The sequence below is a fragment of the Brachybacterium subflavum genome, from assembly GCF_009299795.1.
Classification (GTDB): domain Bacteria; phylum Actinomycetota; class Actinomycetes; order Actinomycetales; family Dermabacteraceae; genus Brachybacterium; species Brachybacterium subflavum.
In genome coordinates, this window is sequence record NZ_VIGP01000006.1 from 26,159 (window position 1) to 42,425 (window position 16,267).

A 16,267-nucleotide genomic window follows, 5' to 3' on the forward strand; every position below is an offset into this window, starting at 1 on the left:
GGTAGGACCGTCGGCCCACCGGGCTCAGGCGGCGATGCCGACGGCCTCGAGCACCCGCACGAGCGTGTCCTGGTCGCCCACGTTCCCGGGGACCACGATGTACAGCAGCTCGCGGCCGTCCCGGGCGCTCAGGCGCCACGCCGAGATCCCGGGCAGGATCTGCCCGAGCACGTGCGCCGTGCGCGCACCGAGGCCCGCGCGCGCGACCTCCGCCGAGGTGATCCCGCCCTTGGAGATCACGGTGCCCACGCGGGGCAGGAGGCCCGCGACGGCGGTGGTGAGCGCTACCATCACGCGCTCGCCGTGGTCGAGCGTGCCGTGGCTCGCGGAGCGCTGCCGCTCGGTCGAGAGCAGGAGGAGCGGCGGGGCGTCGTCGGTCTGGGCGGCTGGGGCGGCAGTGGCGGCGCGGGTGGCAGTGCCGACCGGGGCAAAAGCGTCCGCCGCCGCGTGCCCCGCCGTGGTGGGATCCGCGAGGGCCGCCTCGGTGCCGACGAGCGTCGGCTCGCCGAATCGCTGCGTGACCTGCGCGAGCTGCGCCGTCGCACCCGCCGTGTGCGAACCGCACACGAGCAGGGTCTCGCCCGTCGGCCGCTCCAGGGGCCGCGGCAGCCGACCCTCGCTCGCGACCCCCGCGAGGTGGGCCGCGAGCGGCGAGGCCGAGCGCACCACGATCCGCGTGCCGTGCTCCGCCGCCGCGTCGACCGCGCGGGCGATCAGCGCGATGTCCTCGTCCGTCACCGCGTCGGGCAGGACCACCTCGCCCGGCTCGGCTGCGGTCAGCGCACGCTCGAGAGCTCCCGCGCGGACGTCGGCGAGGGGCACGGGGACGCCGTGACGGCCCGAGGCTTGCCCCACGTAGTCGGGCAGGTAACCGGTGGTGAAGCCGAACACCGGATCCTCCGCGTACTCCGTCTCGTGGGCCGGCACGTCTTGGCCGTCGATGCGCACCAGGTGCACGCCGTCGCGGGTGGTGCGGCCGCCGTCGGGGAAGGCCGGGACGAACAGCATGACGGCGTCCTCGAGGAACACCTCGGTCTCGGCGAACACGTGCCCGCGCAGCGTCGAATCACCGCGCAGCACGAACCGCACCGGCTCGCCGAAGCGCCCGCCGACGGCGAGCCCCGCCGCCTGCACGCGTCGCGCCAGGGCGACGGCCTCGTCCGGGGGCAGTGCCCGGCTGTTGGTCTGCACGTACACCGAGTCCGCCCCGGTCAGGGCCTCCTCGAGGTCCCGCTCGAGCGTCTCCTCGGAGAGGTCCAGCAGCACGGTCACGCCGGTCGCGGACTGCGTGCCCGTGGGGTCGTCGTCCAGGACGATGGTCTTCATGGGGTCCTCTCGGGGTGGGTGGGGTGGGGTCGACGTCGGGACGTGGGGAGACTGACATGAGCCTGTCACGGGGCGGGACCGCATCGGCAGCGGCGGACGCGAGCGCCTCGTCGGCCACGGCGGATGTAGCGTCCCCATCGATCTCGCGCGAAGCCGCGAGCAGCGCACCGAGGAGGAATCATCAGCGAGCTCCTGTCCCACCTGCCCCAGCTCGGCGCTGCAGGCTGGCTGCTCGTCATCGCCGGGGCGCTCGTGGTCGGCTTCTCGAAGTCCGCCCTGCCGGGCGCCGGGACGATCGCCGTGGGCCTGTTCGCCCTCGCCCTGCCGCCCAAGGAGTCGACCGCCGCGCTGCTGATCCTGCTGATCCTGGGCGATGCGACCGCGCTGTGGATGTACCGGCGCGAGCCCGACTGGCGCACGCTGATCCGGCTGATCCCGAGCGTGCTCGTCGGTCTCGTGGTGGGCGCGCTGTTCCTCAAGTACGCCGACGCCTCGGCCGTGCGCGGCGGCATCGGCGTGATCCTCCTGCTGCTGGTCGCGCTCACCCTGTGGCGCCGCCGCCGCGCGACCCTGCGCGCTCGCCGCCGCGACGATATTCAGGGCGACGGGAACGCGGCCGGGGAGGAGGAGCCGACCGTCGGGAGGATCGGACGCATCGGCTACGGATCGCTCGGCGGCTTCACCACGATGGTCGCGAACGCCGGCGGACCGCCGATGTCCATGTACTTCTACGCGATGCGCATGCCCGTGCTGACGTTCCTGGGGACCTCCGCCTGGTTCTTCGCGATCGTGAACCTGCTGAAGCTGCCGTTCTCCGCGAGCCTGGGCCTCTTCAGCCTGCAGTACGCGCTCATGGACGTGCTGCTCGCACCGCTGGTCATCCTCAGCGCGCTGATCGGCCGACGCATCGCCCAGCGCGTCCCGCAGAGCGTCTTCGAGAAGGCCATCCTGGTGCTCACCGTGGTCTCCGCGGCCGCGCTGATCGTGGGGGCGTGAGCGGTCTCAGGGGGTCGTCAGCGGGATCCAGGCGGAACGTCGGCGGAGTCTCCGCTCGAGGCGAGCGCTACACGTAGTCAGAGGTCGGGTGACCGGTCATTTATGCCGTGACCCGACGTATGACTACGCGAAGTGCACGGGGCCGCCGGAGTCCTGATCCTCGGCGGCCCCGTGGGCGCAGCCTTCCCGGGCGGTCGCGACAGCGTGCCGAGTCCTGGTCGCCGCCCAGCGGGCTCCCTGCCCGCAGCGTCAATCGTGAGGCCGTCGGACCCGCAGATGAGGAGATCCCATGAGCACCCCGAGCCTCGCCGGCACGTATCCCATCGGAGTGCGCGGCGTGCCCCGCATCGGCTACGGCCTGGGCAGCCTGCACCGCTCGGCCGAGCAGCCCGGCGGCCACGATGCCGCCGTCTCCCTGCTGCACGACGTCTACGGCCTGGGCATCCGCATGCTCGACACCGCCCACTTCTACGGTGACGGCCTCGCGAACTCGCTGATCCGCGAGGCGCTGGGCACGCACCGCGACGACCTCTTCCTCGCCACCAAGGCCGGAGCGCGGTCGACGCCCGAGGGCCCGTTCCCGATGACCGCGGCGCAGAAGCCCTCCGAGCTGCGCGACAGCGTCGAGATCAACCTGCAGACCCTCGGCACCGACCGGTTGGACCTCCTCTACCTTCGCCGCATGGACTTCCTCCCCGGCCTCGTCGTCGAAGGGGATCAGCAGGTGCCGCTCGAAGATCAGCTCGGCGAACTGCTCGCGCTGCGGGACGAAGGCAAGATCCTGGGCATCGGCCTCAGCCACGTACGGCTCGAGCAGGTGCAGCAGGCCCTCGACCTGGGTGTCGAGGTGCAGGCCGTGCAGAACATCTTCAACGCCGTGGACCGCCACGACCAGGCACTCGCCGACCTCACGGAGGAGAGGGGTGCCGCGTGGATCCCCTACTTCCCGCTGGGCGGCGGCTTCCACCAGGGTCCGAAGGTCACCGACGAGGAGACCGTGCAGCGCATCGCCGCCGCGCACGGGATCACGTCCTCGCAGGTGGGCCAGGCATGGCTTCTGCACAGCGCTCCGAACACCGTGCTGATCTCCGGCACGTCCCAGCGCGCGCATCTCGAGGAGAACGTCGCCGCGGGCGACGTGCAGCTGAGCGATGAGGAGTGGGCGCAGCTCGACGCGCTGGGATGATTCGTCGCTGACGGTGCGAACGGGCGCGGCGCAACCCCAGGTGGGGCGCGTATAGCGGTGGAGTGACCGCCAGCGCGTGAGGACCGAAAGGTCGGCTCCGGTTATCCACAAGCAAACGCGAACGGTGGCGGGCTGGACGTCGCCTGGATACTGTGCAGGCATCCCGCCCCCACCCGGAAGCCGCCATGACGACGACTCGACGCACCCTCTCCTCCCTCGCCGTCCTCGCTCTCGCCGCCGGTCTGATGACCGGTTGCGGTGACAAGGACGAACCCTCTCCCAGCGCTGGCAGCGAAGCCACCGCGTCTGCCCCCGAGGAGCAGTCCGACGGGGGAGGGGAGAGCGCGAAGCCCACGAAGTCGGACGTGCCGAAGCCTGACCCGAAGGATTATCCGGGGATGGATGAGCGCACGGATGAGGGGGCGGAGCAGGCATTTCGGTACTTCTGGGCGCTGGTGGTGTGGGGGCATGAGACAGGGGACTCGTCGGCGATGCAAGAGCATTTCAGCGAGGAGTGCGACGTTTGCGCCAGGTTCGCGGGCGATATAGAGCGAATCGACAAGAATTCTACCCAGTGGTCGGAGGGTGGCATTGGAGACAATCAGCTTTATTCGGACTCTGATAACAAAAAGTACGATGTTGTCGTCTCTTACTCTTTCGTGATCAAGTCCCACAACGAGCCGGTTGCGGGAAATTCGAAACAAAACACTGTTTCGGACTCGACGGTTCTCGCAATAGGGGGGCTCGATTGGCGCGACGATGCCTGGATTGTGCGCGGGGTTAAAACCGATGTCCAGGACTGATTCGTTTCTCAAGAGACTGGTCGGGGCCCTTGCGGTCGTGGTCATCTGTGTCGCGGGATCGTTGGTCGTGACAGCTAACGTCGCCTCAGCGGATGGAGATCGCGGCGCGGGCGCGGAAGAAACTCCGCCGCCGTCCCCATCCCCTCCGCCCCCTGGGTCTAGTTTTAGGAGCGACTCGGACAGCAGTGAGTTCGACGGTTACGCTGAGGAGCTGTCCGAAAAAAGTGCGGCGGATGCCGCCTCCAACGCCCAGTCTGTCGACCAGCCTGTCTCGGGCAGTAAGCCTGGTTCAGGAGTTTCCAAAAAGGGCCGGAAGTCTGCGGCGAGTTCGGTTTCGTGGAATCCCATCGAGGCGCTCATCCGGGGCCTGTATGTAGATAGTTGGGAGAAGTCTTCTGGACTGAGTTGTGAGGAAGCGCCGGGAGCTCTGGACTGCATACCAGTCGCGGGGTCCTGTGAGGAGGGGTCGATACCGCGAACAAGGTTCGATGCTGAGGGTGCGCACACGGTGGGGAGAGCCGACGCGACCGCAGGCGCAGAACCCGCTGATGGAACGACCTATCGCGGTACACGGCGCTTGAGGGGTGCGCCCGCGGCGTCGACGGGCATGGACCTCGGCATGACCTGTGCTCAGGATGCTCCTCAAGGGGAACGCGCCGCTCCGGATAGTTCCCCTGGGGAGAAACCGGTCGTCATCACCGTCACGCAGAAGGACTTCGCGAAGCTTCCGGTGAAGGCGGCGACGGCCCACGCCGGCCCGGACCAGGGGTGGTTGCCGGCGAATATGGATCTGGTGCTCTATGCGGATTCGGAGCCGCAGGTGCTGGAGACGGAGCTGCTGGATACTCCGGTCGGGATCCGGGCCACTCCTGTGGAGTACCGGTGGGACCTGGGCGATGGCAACGTGCTCGTCACGGATGACCCCGGGGAGCCGTGGCCGTCGAAGGATGTGAGCGCGACCTTCGCCTATGAGGGCTGGTACGACGTCACGCTGACGACCACGTACGAGGGGCAGTTCTCTGTGGAGGGCGGGGAGTGGCAGGACATCGACGGCACGTTGGAGATCGCTTCGGATCCCCAGGAGGTCTACTCGAAGTCGCTGGAGTCCCGCCTGGTCAATCCCGACCGTCCTCATGATGAGGAGAAAGATCCCTTCTTACCGAAGCGCTCGAAGGACACCGAAGGCCCCCGCGACCCGAACGCCACCACCAAGGAGATCTGAGCGGAGGAAGGCTGCTGATCGTCGGTCGTCCGTCGGCCCCGATCATCCCTCCTGGCCGGACACCTCCACCCGCTCCGCGAACGACCTCGCGGGCGCAGGAGCATCGGTCAGGTGCAGTGCGAGCTCGCAGAACATGGCATCGGCCCAGGAGAACCAGGGTCGGGTGAAGCGCTCGGGGTCGTCCACGTGGAAGGACTCGTGCATGCGGTCCGTTCCGCCGTCGGTCGCGAGTAGCAGACGGATGATCTCCCGTCCCCGCTCCGAGGTGCCCGTCAGCCCCTCGACGGCGAACGCGATGGGCCACACGTACTGCTGGGGCGTGTGCGGGCTGCCGATGCCCGTCGCCACCGCCCCCGAGAAGCGATACGGGTTCGCCATCCCCAGGCAGAACGCCCGTGTCGCGGCCGTGAGCTGGGGATCCAGCACATCGGGCGCATCCAGCGGCAGGGACAGCAGCGACGGCATGTTCGCGTCGTCCATCAGCAGCTGCCCGCCCAGCCCGTCGACCTCGTAGGCGTAGATCCGGGAGCCCTCGTGCTCGACCACGCCGTGCGCCGCGACGCCCTCGAGGATCGAGACGCGCAGCGCGTCCGCATCCGCCGCGAGCGTCTCGTCGTCGTACACCGACAGCGCCACGTCCGCGATCGCTATCAGGGCCTGCGCGGCCTGCAGGTTCGCCGGAACGTTGTACCCGAAGGTGCAGGCGTCGTCCGAGGGCCGGAAAGCGCTCCAGGTCATGCCGGTGACGCCGAGGGGCGATCCCAGTCCGTCGCGGTCCAGGGTCTCCGTCGGGATGCCGATGTCGCGCACGAACCGGTACTGCGAGCGCTCCTCGTGCTCGGTCTCGAGGCGCCATTGGTCCACGATCGTGCGCAGCACGCCGTGTGCGAGATCGTCGAACAGGTCGTCGCGACCGGTGATCCGCAGCAGACGGTGCCCGAAGATAATCGGGAACGCGAGCGAGTCGACCTCGTACTTCTGCTCCCAGATCATCGGGTCCTGGCACAGGTCGTTCGCATCGTGGTGCGCGCCCGTGGGGCCCAGGTTCGCGGAGTTCGCGTACGGATCGTGCGCGATCATCCGCAGCTGGCGGCGCACCACCGCGGCGAGCACGTCCGCGAGCGGCTCGCACTCGCCGGCGAGGCGCAGGTAGGGGAGCATCTGCGTGGTCGAGTCGCGCAGCCACATCGCTGGGATGTCGCCCGTGATCACGAACGCTGTGCTGTCCTCGTCCAGGGTGATGGTGTCGGTCAGGGTGCGCAGCAGCGCCGCCTCGACGAACGATCCGGCCTCCTCGCCGAGCTCGCTGCGCACACGGTCGGCGGCCGAGCGCACGGCATCGGCGATCGGGGGTTCCACGGTGAAGCTCACCCGCGCAAGAGTATGCGGAAAGCGCTCTGCGAGGCGATCGGTTTCACGCTGTGCGGGGCGATCGGTTTCGGCGGGAATCCGATCACGGGGTCTCCGGCGAGACTCGTCGGGCCGCCGAGTCACAGCGTTGAGGCGAACGGATCGAACTCCTCTTCCATCGGCTCGACCGGCGTGAACGAGGACTCCACCCGTTCCGTCTCTCCGCTTCCGAGCGAAGACTCGATGGCCACCATGATGTCCAGGACATGCGCGGCGATCTCGCCCTGGGCGCGATGTGGCACTCCCGCACGGAGAGCACGGGCCATTTCCAGGACTCCGAGTCCTCTCCCCGTGGTCGCACCGCGGGCGGGGACCACTTGCGAGCTGTCGGAGCGGTAGGGCGTGAGCTGGGAATCGCCGTCGAAGACGTTCGGGTCGGGGAACGACAGCGTCGCATCGGTGCCGTAGACCTCCACGAAGCCCGCTCGCTTGTGCGGCGAGTCGAAGCTCAGCAGCGTGGTGGCGTTCTGGCCCGATGCGAATCGCAGAATCGAGGTGACCTGGGTGGGCACCGTGACGTCGAAGGCTTCGCCGGCCTTGGGGCCGGAACCGATCGTGCGCCGGTCACGCGCCCGACTTCCTGCAGCGGAGACGCTCGTGACCGGCCCCAGAGAGAGCACCAGGGTGGTCAGGTAATAGGGCGCGATGTCGTACAGGGGCCCGGCTCCCTCCTGGAACAGGAAGGCGGGATTGGGGTGCCAATCCTCAGGTCCGGGGGACTGGAAGAGCGTGAGCGCGGAATGCAGCGCTCCGGCACCACCGTCACGAAGGGAGCGCAGCGCGGATTGGACACCGGCACCCAGCACGGTGTCCGGCGCCCCGCCCACGCGGAGACCCTTCTCCGCGGCCAAGGACAAGAGGGAGATCGAGTCGGCGGGAGCGGTCGTGATCGGCTTCTCCGTCCAGACGTGCTTGCCCGCATCGATGATGGCCCGGGACACCTCGAAGTGCGCCGTCGGGATCGTCAGATTGACGACGATCTCGACGTCGGGGTGGGAGAGGATGACCTCAGGAGCTCCGGCGACGGGAACCGAGAACTCCTCGGCACGCCGGGCGGCCGCGTCCGGGAACAGGTCCCCGACCGCGTGGACCGTGATGTCGGGGAACGACCGGAGGTTGGTGAGGTACTCGGCAGCGATGGTTCCCGCACCGATGATGCCGATGCCGACGGGGCCGGACGCGGGGGACGAGGACGTGGCCATGTGGACTCCTGGGGTGGTGGAGGAAGCGGTCGGGTCTGTGCTGAGAGAACGACGCAGCGGTGGGAGAGCGGGTGTCACTTCACGGCGCCGGCGGTGAGGCCGGCGACGAAGTTCTTCTGGAGCAGCAGGAACCCGACGACGACCGGGATGCTCACGACCAGCGAGGCCGCGAGGATCTGGTTCCAGTAGACGTTCGTCTGCGTGGCGTACTGGCGCAGGCCGACGGCGAGCGTCCTACTCGTCTCCGTCGTCATCACCGAGGCGAAGAGCACCTCGCCCCAGGCGGTCATGAACGCGTAGATCGCCACGGCGACGATCCCGGGCCGCGCCGCAGGAAGGATGATCCGCAGCAGGATGCCCAGGTTCGAGGCGCCGTCGACCTTGCCCGCGTCGTCGAGCTCGCGGGGGATGCCGTCGAAGTACCCGGCGAGCATCCAGATGGAGAACGGCAGCGAGAACGTCAGATAGGTGATGATCAGACCCAGGCGCGTGCCCACCAGGGGAACTCCGAAGCTGGTGTCGATGTTGACGAAGATGATGTAGAGCGGCAGCAGGAACAGCACGCCCGGGAACATCTGGGTGGAGAGCACGGTGGTCATGAACGGGCCCCTGCCGCGGAACCTCCAACGGGAGACCGCGTAGGCGGCGAGGATCGCCACCAGGACGCTGAACGCCGTGGCGACGCCCGTGACCACGAGCGAGTTCATGAAGTACCGCGCCAGCGGGACCGTCGACCACATCTCGATGAACGGCTGGATGGTCAGCCTGCTGGGGATCCAGCTGAACGCGGATTGCACGTCGCCGAGCGGCTTGAGCGACGTCGTCGCCATCACGTAGAGCGGTGCCAGCACGAAGATGCTGAGCACGACCACGACGATCACACGGAAGACCTTCTCTCCGGTGGTCTCACGCATCGCGCTTCTCCTTCCTCTGGGTGATGAACAGGTAGACGAGCGTGACGAGCAGCAGGAACACGAGGAGCAGGACGCTCATGGCGCTTCCGGTGCCGAAGTCCCAGGTGAGGAACGAGGCGTTGTAGATGTGGAAGCTGATGAGGTCGCCGGCTGCCGGCTGCGCAGTGCCGAACAGGACGTACGGGGTGTTGAAGTCGTTGAAGACCCACAGGAACATGACCAGCAGCAGGGTGCGGTTCACCGGGGAGAGCATCGGCAGGGTCACGCTGCGCCATTGCCGCAGCGGCGAGGCCCCGTCGAGGGCGGACGCCTCGTAGAGCTCCTCGGGAATCGACTGCAGACCGGCCATGAACATGAGGAATGCGAAGGGCCACATCCTCCAGACGGCGACCACGACGACGGAGACGAAGGCGTTGTCGCCGATGAGCCAGAACGGCGCCGAGTCGAGCACGTGCAGCTGGTCGACCAGAAGGTGGTTCACCGCGCCCGTGTCCCGCTGGAACATGAAGTTCCAGGTGATGACCGCGGCATAGAGAGGAAGGGCGTAGGGGATGAGGAAGAGTGTCCGGAACAGCGCTCGACCGCGGAAGGAGCGCTGCAGGGCGACCGCGGCCGCCATGCCCAGGCCCCAGCTGAAGCCGACGACGAGGATCGTGAACGCCACCGTGACCAGGAACGAGTTGAGCAGCCCCTGTCCGACGGGCGTGTTGACGTCGACTGCTATCGAGTAGTTCTCGAGGCCGACGAACGGCGCCTCCGTCCATCGGCGGATGAAGAACTTGGTCAGCTCGACGAAGCTCATCCAGAAGCCCGTCACCATCGGGACGATGTGGATCAGCAGCTCGAGGACGAGCGCGGGCAGGAGGATCAGGTACGGGAACCAGGTCCGACGAGGTCGGTGCGGTGACGAGGGTCCCGAGGAGTCGCCGGCGACCTCCGCTTCCTCGTGCACGCGCGTGGTGGTGCTAGTCATGGGTCTCATCTCGGTCAGTGGGGCGGACGGCCGCGACGGCACGCCGTGCGTGCCGTCGCGGCGGAGCGGTCTCAGGCGCGGATCGAGTCCTGTGCGGTCTTGAGGGCGGTCCGGACGTCGTCCGCGGTGACCTTCCCGCCGGTGGCGATCTTGGCGAACATGTCGTTCATCGCCTGGCCGACGGACGTCTCGAACTGGTCCTCCCAGGCCACGAGCGGCAGCGGCTCGGCGCGCTCGGAGTAGACCTCCATGAACATGTCGGCCTGCTGGGCGTCGTCGGTGAAGGTCGGCTCGCCGTCCTTGAGCACGGGCAGCGCCGCGAAGGGCTTGTCGAGCTCCTTCTGGGCGTCCGCCGAGGTCATGTACTTGACGAACTTCAGGGCACCGTCGCGGTTCTTCGTGGAGTCCATGATGGCGATGTTGATGCCGGCCAGGTGCGAGGCGCAGTCGCTCGTGGAGTCCTTGGGGGCGGGGAAGGGCACGGCGGCGAAGTCCTCGGCCTTCATGCCGTTGGCCTCGATGGTCGCGTTGGCGTTGTTCTGGTTGATGATCATCGCGGCCTTGCCGTTGGCGAAGGCGGTGACCGACTTCGTGCCGTTGTCGAACTGGGCGTTCGAGGGGTTGACGACCTTGTCGGACTGCATCAGATCGAGGTAGCGCAGCACGCCGTCGACGACGCCGTCGGAGGTGAAGTCCGGCTTGCCGTCCTCGGTGTTCAGGGCGACGCCGTTCTGCGTGGCGTTGATGAAGGCGAAGTGGACGTTCTCCGTGTAGGAGCCGGCGGCCAAGGACATGCCCCAGACGCCCTTCTTCTCGTCGGTGAGCTCCTTCGCGGCGGCGACCATGTCCTCCCAGGTCTCCGGCGGCTCGATGCCGGCCTTCTCGAACATCTTGGTGTTGTAGTACAGGCCGTAGGCCAATCCGTACAGCGGCACCGAGGAGGGGTCGGAGCCGGCTTCGCCGCCGGTGGCAAGAGCCGCCTCGACGTAGCGGTCCTTGCCGCCCAGGGACTTCATCTCCTCGTCGCCCAGCTCGAGGAGCCCACCGGTGGCCTGCAGGCTCACACCCCAGGTGTTGCCGATGTTGATGACGTCGGGGCCCTGGCCGGAGGTGATGGCCGTCTGGATGCGGGTCTGCAGGTCGTTCCAGCCGATGACCTCGAGGGAGACCTCGATGCCGGAGTCCTTCGTGAACTTCTCGAGCACCGGGGTCAGGATCTTCTTGTCGTCCTCGAGGCTCTGGCCCTGGTTCGAGGCCCAGTAGGTGAGCGAGTCGGGCTGGTCGTTCGACCCGCTCGATCCGGAGCCGCAGGCGGCGAGGCCGGCAGCGGCAGCAGCGGCGAACGGGGCAGAGGCGAGAAGGGTGCGTCGTCGCATCGAGATCTCCTTGGGCACCGACGTCGGTGCGAAGTAGGGGAGGGGTTGCGGGGGAGAGCCCGGAGAGGACCGATCGGGAACCCATCGGTGGGTTCGTCCCAGGCTTAATCGATTCGAACTTAATCGATTCGTCGAGTGTGGCACCGGGCCGGGGCCGTGTCAACGGATGTGCGTCACGGGGAGGTCACGATGCGCCGGGGCCGGCGAAGGGCCACATGACTTCGGTCCAGGGGACGGGCCGAGCAGGGGACGGGCCGGGCAGGGGGCGGGCCGCTCTGGGCTCAGCGCGGCGCGGTCGAGGAACGCTGCACCAGACGGGACTCCTCCGCCGTCTGCACCGTGCCGGCCGGGACGGCCCCGTCGATGAGGCCGGCGAGCAGTCGGCCCGCTGCGCGTCCCTTCTCGTAGGGATTGCGGGAGAGCGCGGTGACCGAGGGCGTCATCAGCTCCGCGATGAGCGAATCGTCCCAGCTGACGACCCCCGTCTGCGAGGGCACCGAGAACCCCCGGGACCGGATCTCCCGGACGGCTCCCGCGGCGATCAGGTCGCTCGAGGCGACGACGGCCCAGCGCCCCGACATCTCGTCGGCGAGGGACCGCAGAGCCTCGCTGCCGCCCTCGACGGTGTACGCACCCTCCGCATGCGCGTGCCGGATGCCCCGTCGGCCGCAGAGATCCGCCAGGAGGTCCCGGCGTCGCACCTCGTGCCCGTAGAAGAGCGGGCCGGAGATCTGCAGGCACGCCTCGTACCCGCAGTCGTCCAGATGCCGCGCGATCATCTCGGCATCGCCGGCCTCGGAGCTCGAGACCTTCACGAAGCTCTCGGGCCCCGAGTACTCGCCGAGGACCGAGAAGGGCAGGCCGAGCTCGGAGAGCGCATGCGGCCGGGGATCCTCGAGCACGAGATCCAGGAGCACGACACCGTCCACACGGCGCTGGTCCGCCCAGGTGCGGAACACCGAGAGCTCCTCCTCGACCCCGCCCTCGACGAAGCGCAGGAGCAGCTCCGAGCCCTGCGCGCTCGCGGCGGACTCGATGCCTGCGGTGACCGACGCGTAGAAGGGCTCCCGGGAGACCTCCTTCGGGTCGCGCACGAGGACCAGACCGACATTGCCGGTACGGCCCCGGCGCAGGGCGCGCGCTCCGAAGTTCGGGACCCATCCCACGGCGTGCGCGTGCTCGACGACGCGCCGGCGCATCGCGGGGGAGACCCCCGGCTTGTCGTTCAGGGCATAGCTGACCGTGGCGGCGGAGACACCGAGGTCGCGAGCGATGGTCGCGACGGTGGGGCGAGTGGGATTCCGCGGCATGGGTGCATCCCCCTCGTGGAACGGTCGTCGTGGCGCCCCTCGGCGCTCGGGTGGAGCGGATCGGCAGCAGGGGCGGGAGAGCCACATGATAGAGGCGGGACCTCAGTGCCCAGCGGCTGAGCACGGTCCGTGCCGCTCCGTCGGCGCACCAGGGGGCGGCATGAGCCTCCGCCTCTGGCCCTCTCCCCGCGCGTGCGGCACTCTGGTGGCATGCCCAGGAAGAAGCGGCAGGACCCGTACCCGGGCGACCGCGACCGCGCGCAGGCACTCGCCGAGTACTCGGTCTGGCTTGAAGCGCCGGGTGCGGGCGCGGATCCGGCCACGACGCGCGGTGTCGACGTCGCCTCGGAGACCCAGCTCGTGGACGAGCTGCTGCGCCTGAAGGCTTCGCGTCTGGGGAGTCCGGATGCGGGCGAATGGACGGGGCCGATGATCGAGCAGCTGCTCACGCAGCTCGTCCCCCGCACGGTGATTCAGGTCCGCGAGGCATCCATGGACCTGGTCCCCGCCCTCACGCGATTCTTTGTGTTCCTCCAGGAGACCGGCCGATGGTCGCCCCGGTCCATGCGCCCGGAAGCCGCCGCACGCACGCTCGCCGACCTCGAGTTCGCGGTGCTCGAGGCGGCCGATGACCCCTCTCGACGCTCCTTCTCCACGAACCTCATCGGCTACGGGCTCGAGCACGGGCTGGACCCGCGCGATGAGGGAGCGCTCATGGGGTACATCGACTGGTACGACTCGCTGCCCGATGACGAGCGCACCCAGCTCAGTCGGACCGGCCGCCTCCCCGACCCCGCCGTGCCCTACGACCCCGCGACGATGCGCGCCCGGCCGGGGGATCACGACGGGATCGCGGACATCGACCGGCTCGAGCGAGGGCCTTCATCCGACGCCCATCGAGGACCGCGCGCCACCGGCCGACGACAGCCACGCGACAGCCGCACGCGAGGCCACCACGGCGACGCTCCGGAGGAACCCTGGCCGGTGTGGCCGCCGGCCCCTCACCGCGTGAGCGAGCCGACGCCCGAGACCGCACAGGACCGCGACGAGGCGGACGCGCAGGACATGGCGCTGCGCGCGGAGATGGCCGCGAGGGTGCCGTTCGTGCGCGCCGCCGTCGCGCTGCTCGAGACCGTCGGCAGCGGCATCGCCGTGACGTCCACGGCGGGGCTCGATCGCTCCGCGACCAGCGAGGTCCTCGCCCGCCTGGGGATCGAGCCCGAGGTGCGGTCGATGTGGGAGACGCCCGAGATCGTGGGCCCATGGATCGCGCTGCTCGACGGCGGGTGGCTGATCCGCGAGCACCGACGGGTCGTTCCCGACGCGTCGGCCGACGGCGGAGCCGGCACGGCGGACGGGGCGGACTCCCCGCGATTGCGCCCGTCGGCGTCGGAGCCCGAGGAGTTCCTCCGCTTCGCGCGCGCCGTGATCGTCAGCCTTCTCGCCGGCCTCGGCATGCGCAGCCCCGAGGAGGGCGGTCTGCGCGGACTGCCCGAGACGCTCTCCGCGCTGCGTGCGGCGTGCGGACACGACGGAGCAGAGGTGACCACGGGGCCAGGCGGGGCCGACGTCCGCGCCGACCTCGAGGAGCTCACCGCCGTCGGCCTGCTCCGCCGTGAGGGGGAGCGCTTCGTCGGCCCTCCGATCCTCCATGTCGCGCTCGACGAGGCCGAACGGATCCTGGGGGAGGCGGGCCGCCGGCGCGGGACCCCGTGAGGTCCCGCGCCGCCGGTCGGCCCACTGCCGGAGATCGCGGGCCGCGCACCGGTGGCCCGCGCCGCGCTCAGCTCACCGTCGCAGCCACACCGTGGTCGCGCCCGGCAGCGTGCGCGTCCCGTCGGCCGCATCATCGGCGCCCCCGAGCTCCCCGCTCGCCACGAGCACCTCGCCCGAGGGCAGCGGGACCTCGGTGTCGCCGAAGTTCGTCGCGCAGACCCAGCCGCCCTCGCGCTCGAAGACGAGCACGTCGCCGCCTGCGGGCACCTCGCCACCTGCGAGCACGTCGTCCCAGGTGAGCGTCTCCGCGCCCTGCAGCTCGCGGCGCAGGTGCAGCGCCCGTCGGTACATCTCGAGGGTCGACGTCGGATCCTCGGACTCCGCCTCGACGGAGAAGTCCGCGAACCACGACGGCTGGGGGAGGTGCGCGCCGCCCTCGCCGAAGCCGAACGACGCACCGCCGCGGGCCCAGGGCAGGGGAACGCGGCAGCCGTCGCGCCCCAGTCCGTCGTCGCTGCGGGTCTCGGGCGTGGTGCGCAGGAACGCGGGGTCCTGTCGCTGGCCGTCGGGGATCTCGGCGACCTCGTGCAGCCCCAGCTCCTCGCCCTGGTACAGGTAGGCGCTGCCGGGCAGGGCCAGTTCGAACAGCGTCGCCGCGCGGGCGCGCCGCAGACCCAGCTCGCGGTCGATGCCGTCGTCGGGCCCGCCCGCGGTGATCCAGTCGGCGCCCTGCTTGCCGGGCCGACCGGCGCGCGGCGGCAGGCCGTAGCGGGTCGCGTGGCGCACCACGTCATGGTTGGAGAACACCCAGGTGCTCGACGAACCCGTGCGCGCGGACTGGGCGAGGTTCTCGGTGACGATGCGGCGGTAGTCCGCCGCGTCGAAATCGGCCTCGAGCAGGTCGAAGTTGAACGCCTGGCCGAGGCCCTGCGGGCTCGCGTAGCGGGCGCGGCGCTCGGCGGAGCCCACCCAGGCCTCCGCGACCGCGGTGCGCGGCGGGGAGTACTCCTCGAACACGCGCCGCCACTCGGCGTAGATCTCGTGGACCTCGTCGCGGTCCCACAGCGGGTGCCGGCCGTCGTGGGGCATCGCCTCGAGCTCGGCGGCGCTCGGAAGGTCCTCGCGGAGGTCCTTGGCGAGCGCGTGGGCGACGTCGACCCGGAAGCCGTCGACCCCGCGGTCGGACCAGAAGCGCAGCGTGGTCAGGAAGTCCTCGCGCACCTCGCGGTCCGCCCAGTTCAGGTCGGGCTGCTCGGTCGCGAACAGGTGCAGGTACCACTGGCCGTCCTCGACACGGGTCCAGGCGGGCCCGCCGAAGATCGATTCCCAGTCGGCCGGGGGCAGCTCGCCGTGCTCGCCCCGTCCCTCCCGGAAGATGTACCGCTCGCGCGCACGGGAGCCGCGGCCCGCGGCGAGGGCCTCCTGGAACCAGGAGTGGCCGCTGCCGGTGTGGTTGGGGACGAGGTCCACGATCAGCCGCAGGCCGGCCGTATGCAGGGCGGACGAGAGCTCGTCGAAGTCCTCGAGGGTGCCGATCCTCGGGTCGACGTCGCGGTAGTCGTCGACGTCGTAGCCGCCGTCGGCCAGGGCAGAGGGGTAGAACGGGCTGAGCCACACGGCGTCCACCCCGAGCCCCTGCAGGTAGGGCACGCGCGAGGTGATGCCCCGCAGGTCGCCGATGCCGTCGCCGTTCGCGTCCGCGAAGGAGCGCGGGTAGATCTGGTAGACGGCGGCCTGCCGCCACCAGGTCGGGTCGTCGACGAGCAGCGCGGCGGAATCGTCGAGGGGGCGGATCTGGGCGGTGGACTGGGAGGTCATGGGGTCCTTCGAGGG

13 protein-coding genes are annotated in these 16,267 nt (G+C 69.6%); 5 read left to right on the forward strand and 8 right to left on the reverse strand.

What is annotated here, in order from left to right; translation table 11 throughout:
* Window positions 1-24: 24 nt before the first annotated feature.
* Window positions 25-1,326, reverse strand: coding sequence for a four-carbon acid sugar kinase family protein (locus FHG10_RS14355; RefSeq protein ID WP_152354050.1), 1,302 nt, complete (start codon window positions 1,324-1,326; stop codon window positions 25-27).
* Between the two features lie 192 nt (window positions 1,327-1,518).
* Between FHG10_RS14355 and FHG10_RS14360 the strand changes: the two genes are divergently transcribed.
* The 4 genes from FHG10_RS14360 (at window position 1,519) to FHG10_RS14375 (ending at window position 5,533) form a co-directional block, all read left to right on the forward strand.
* Window positions 1,519-2,322 (forward strand): sulfite exporter TauE/SafE family protein, encoded by an 804-nt coding sequence (locus FHG10_RS14360; RefSeq protein ID WP_152354051.1) that lies wholly within the window; start codon window positions 1,519-1,521, stop codon window positions 2,320-2,322.
* Between the two features lie 289 nt (window positions 2,323-2,611).
* A complete protein-coding gene (locus tag FHG10_RS14365) occupies window positions 2,612-3,508 on the forward strand; it encodes an aldo/keto reductase (RefSeq protein WP_152354052.1) in 897 nt (298 codons plus the stop codon).
* Between the two features lie 185 nt (window positions 3,509-3,693).
* A complete protein-coding gene (locus FHG10_RS14370) occupies window positions 3,694-4,311 on the forward strand; it encodes a DUF6318 family protein (RefSeq protein ID WP_152354053.1) in 618 nt (205 codons plus the stop codon).
* Between the two features lie 619 nt (window positions 4,312-4,930).
* The gene (locus FHG10_RS14375; RefSeq protein ID WP_152354054.1) at window positions 4,931-5,533 is read left to right on the forward strand and encodes a PKD domain-containing protein; all 603 of its coding nucleotides are present in this window, start codon (window positions 4,931-4,933) and stop codon (window positions 5,531-5,533) included.
* 42 nt (window positions 5,534-5,575) lie between these two features.
* Here the strand turns inward: FHG10_RS14375 and FHG10_RS14380 are convergent, their stop codons facing one another.
* The 6 genes from FHG10_RS14380 to FHG10_RS14405 form a co-directional block, all read right to left on the reverse strand.
* Window positions 5,576-6,904, reverse strand: a complete 1,329-nt coding sequence (locus FHG10_RS14380; protein WP_227488276.1) for a glycoside hydrolase family 125 protein — start codon at window positions 6,902-6,904, stop codon at window positions 5,576-5,578.
* 119 nt (window positions 6,905-7,023) lie between these two features.
* On the reverse strand, window positions 7,024-8,145 hold the full coding sequence (locus FHG10_RS14385; RefSeq protein WP_152354055.1) for a Gfo/Idh/MocA family protein: 1,122 nt from the start codon (window positions 8,143-8,145) through the stop codon (window positions 7,024-7,026).
* A gap of 74 nt (window positions 8,146-8,219) precedes the next feature.
* Window positions 8,220-9,059 (reverse strand): carbohydrate ABC transporter permease, encoded by an 840-nt coding sequence (locus tag FHG10_RS14390; RefSeq protein WP_152354056.1) that lies wholly within the window; start codon window positions 9,057-9,059, stop codon window positions 8,220-8,222.
* Window positions 9,052-10,032 carry a carbohydrate ABC transporter permease gene (locus FHG10_RS14395; RefSeq protein WP_152354057.1) on the reverse strand — a complete coding sequence of 327 codons (981 nt, stop codon included), beginning with the start codon at window positions 10,030-10,032 and terminating at the stop codon, window positions 9,052-9,054. Before FHG10_RS14395 ends, FHG10_RS14390 begins: the two co-directional genes overlap by 8 nt.
* Window positions 10,033-10,103: 71 nt before the next feature.
* A complete protein-coding gene (locus FHG10_RS14400) occupies window positions 10,104-11,408 on the reverse strand; it encodes an ABC transporter substrate-binding protein (protein ID WP_152354058.1) in 1,305 nt (434 codons plus the stop codon).
* Between the two features lie 281 nt (window positions 11,409-11,689).
* Entirely contained in the window at window positions 11,690-12,718 is a 1,029-nt protein-coding gene (locus tag FHG10_RS14405) for a LacI family DNA-binding transcriptional regulator (RefSeq protein ID WP_193636337.1), read from the reverse strand.
* A 210-nt stretch (window positions 12,719-12,928) separates the two neighbouring features.
* On the opposite strand from FHG10_RS14405, the gene FHG10_RS18050 reads away from it, so the two are divergent.
* Window positions 12,929-14,434, forward strand: a complete 1,506-nt coding sequence (locus FHG10_RS18050; protein WP_193636338.1) for a hypothetical protein — start codon at window positions 12,929-12,931, stop codon at window positions 14,432-14,434.
* Window positions 14,435-14,506: 72 nt separating this feature from the next.
* On the opposite strand, the gene FHG10_RS14415 is transcribed toward FHG10_RS18050, so the two are convergent.
* Window positions 14,507-16,252, reverse strand: a complete 1,746-nt coding sequence (locus tag FHG10_RS14415) for a glycoside hydrolase family 13 protein (RefSeq protein WP_152354060.1) — start codon at window positions 16,250-16,252, stop codon at window positions 14,507-14,509.
* Between the last annotated feature and the right edge of the window lie 15 nt (window positions 16,253-16,267).

Excerpts from the sequence above, each read along its gene's own strand:
- FHG10_RS14355 (WP_152354050.1), bottom strand. The coding sequence starts at position 1,326 with ATGAAGACCATCGTCCTGGACGACGACCCCACGGGCACGCAGTCCGCG.
- FHG10_RS14365 (WP_152354052.1), top strand. The coding sequence starts at position 2,612 with ATGAGCACCCCGAGCCTCGCCGGCACGTATCCCATCGGAGTGCGCGGC.
- FHG10_RS14370 (WP_152354053.1), top strand. The coding sequence starts at position 3,694 with ATGACGACGACTCGACGCACCCTCTCCTCCCTCGCCGTCCTCGCTCTC.
- FHG10_RS14375 (WP_152354054.1), top strand. The coding sequence starts at position 4,931 with ATGACCTGTGCTCAGGATGCTCCTCAAGGGGAACGCGCCGCTCCGGAT.
- FHG10_RS14385 (WP_152354055.1), bottom strand. The coding sequence starts at position 8,145 with ATGGCCACGTCCTCGTCCCCCGCGTCCGGCCCCGTCGGCATCGGCATC.
- FHG10_RS14390 (WP_152354056.1), bottom strand. The coding sequence starts at position 9,059 with ATGCGTGAGACCACCGGAGAGAAGGTCTTCCGTGTGATCGTCGTGGTC.
- FHG10_RS14395 (WP_152354057.1), bottom strand. The coding sequence starts at position 10,032 with ATGACTAGCACCACCACGCGCGTGCACGAGGAAGCGGAGGTCGCCGGC.
- FHG10_RS14400 (WP_152354058.1), bottom strand. The coding sequence starts at position 11,408 with ATGCGACGACGCACCCTTCTCGCCTCTGCCCCGTTCGCCGCTGCTGCC.
- FHG10_RS14405 (WP_193636337.1), bottom strand. The coding sequence starts at position 12,718 with ATGCCGCGGAATCCCACTCGCCCCACCGTCGCGACCATCGCTCGCGAC.
- FHG10_RS18050 (WP_193636338.1), top strand. The coding sequence starts at position 12,929 with ATGCCCAGGAAGAAGCGGCAGGACCCGTACCCGGGCGACCGCGACCGC.
- FHG10_RS14415 (WP_152354060.1), bottom strand. The coding sequence starts at position 16,252 with ATGACCTCCCAGTCCACCGCCCAGATCCGCCCCCTCGACGATTCCGCC.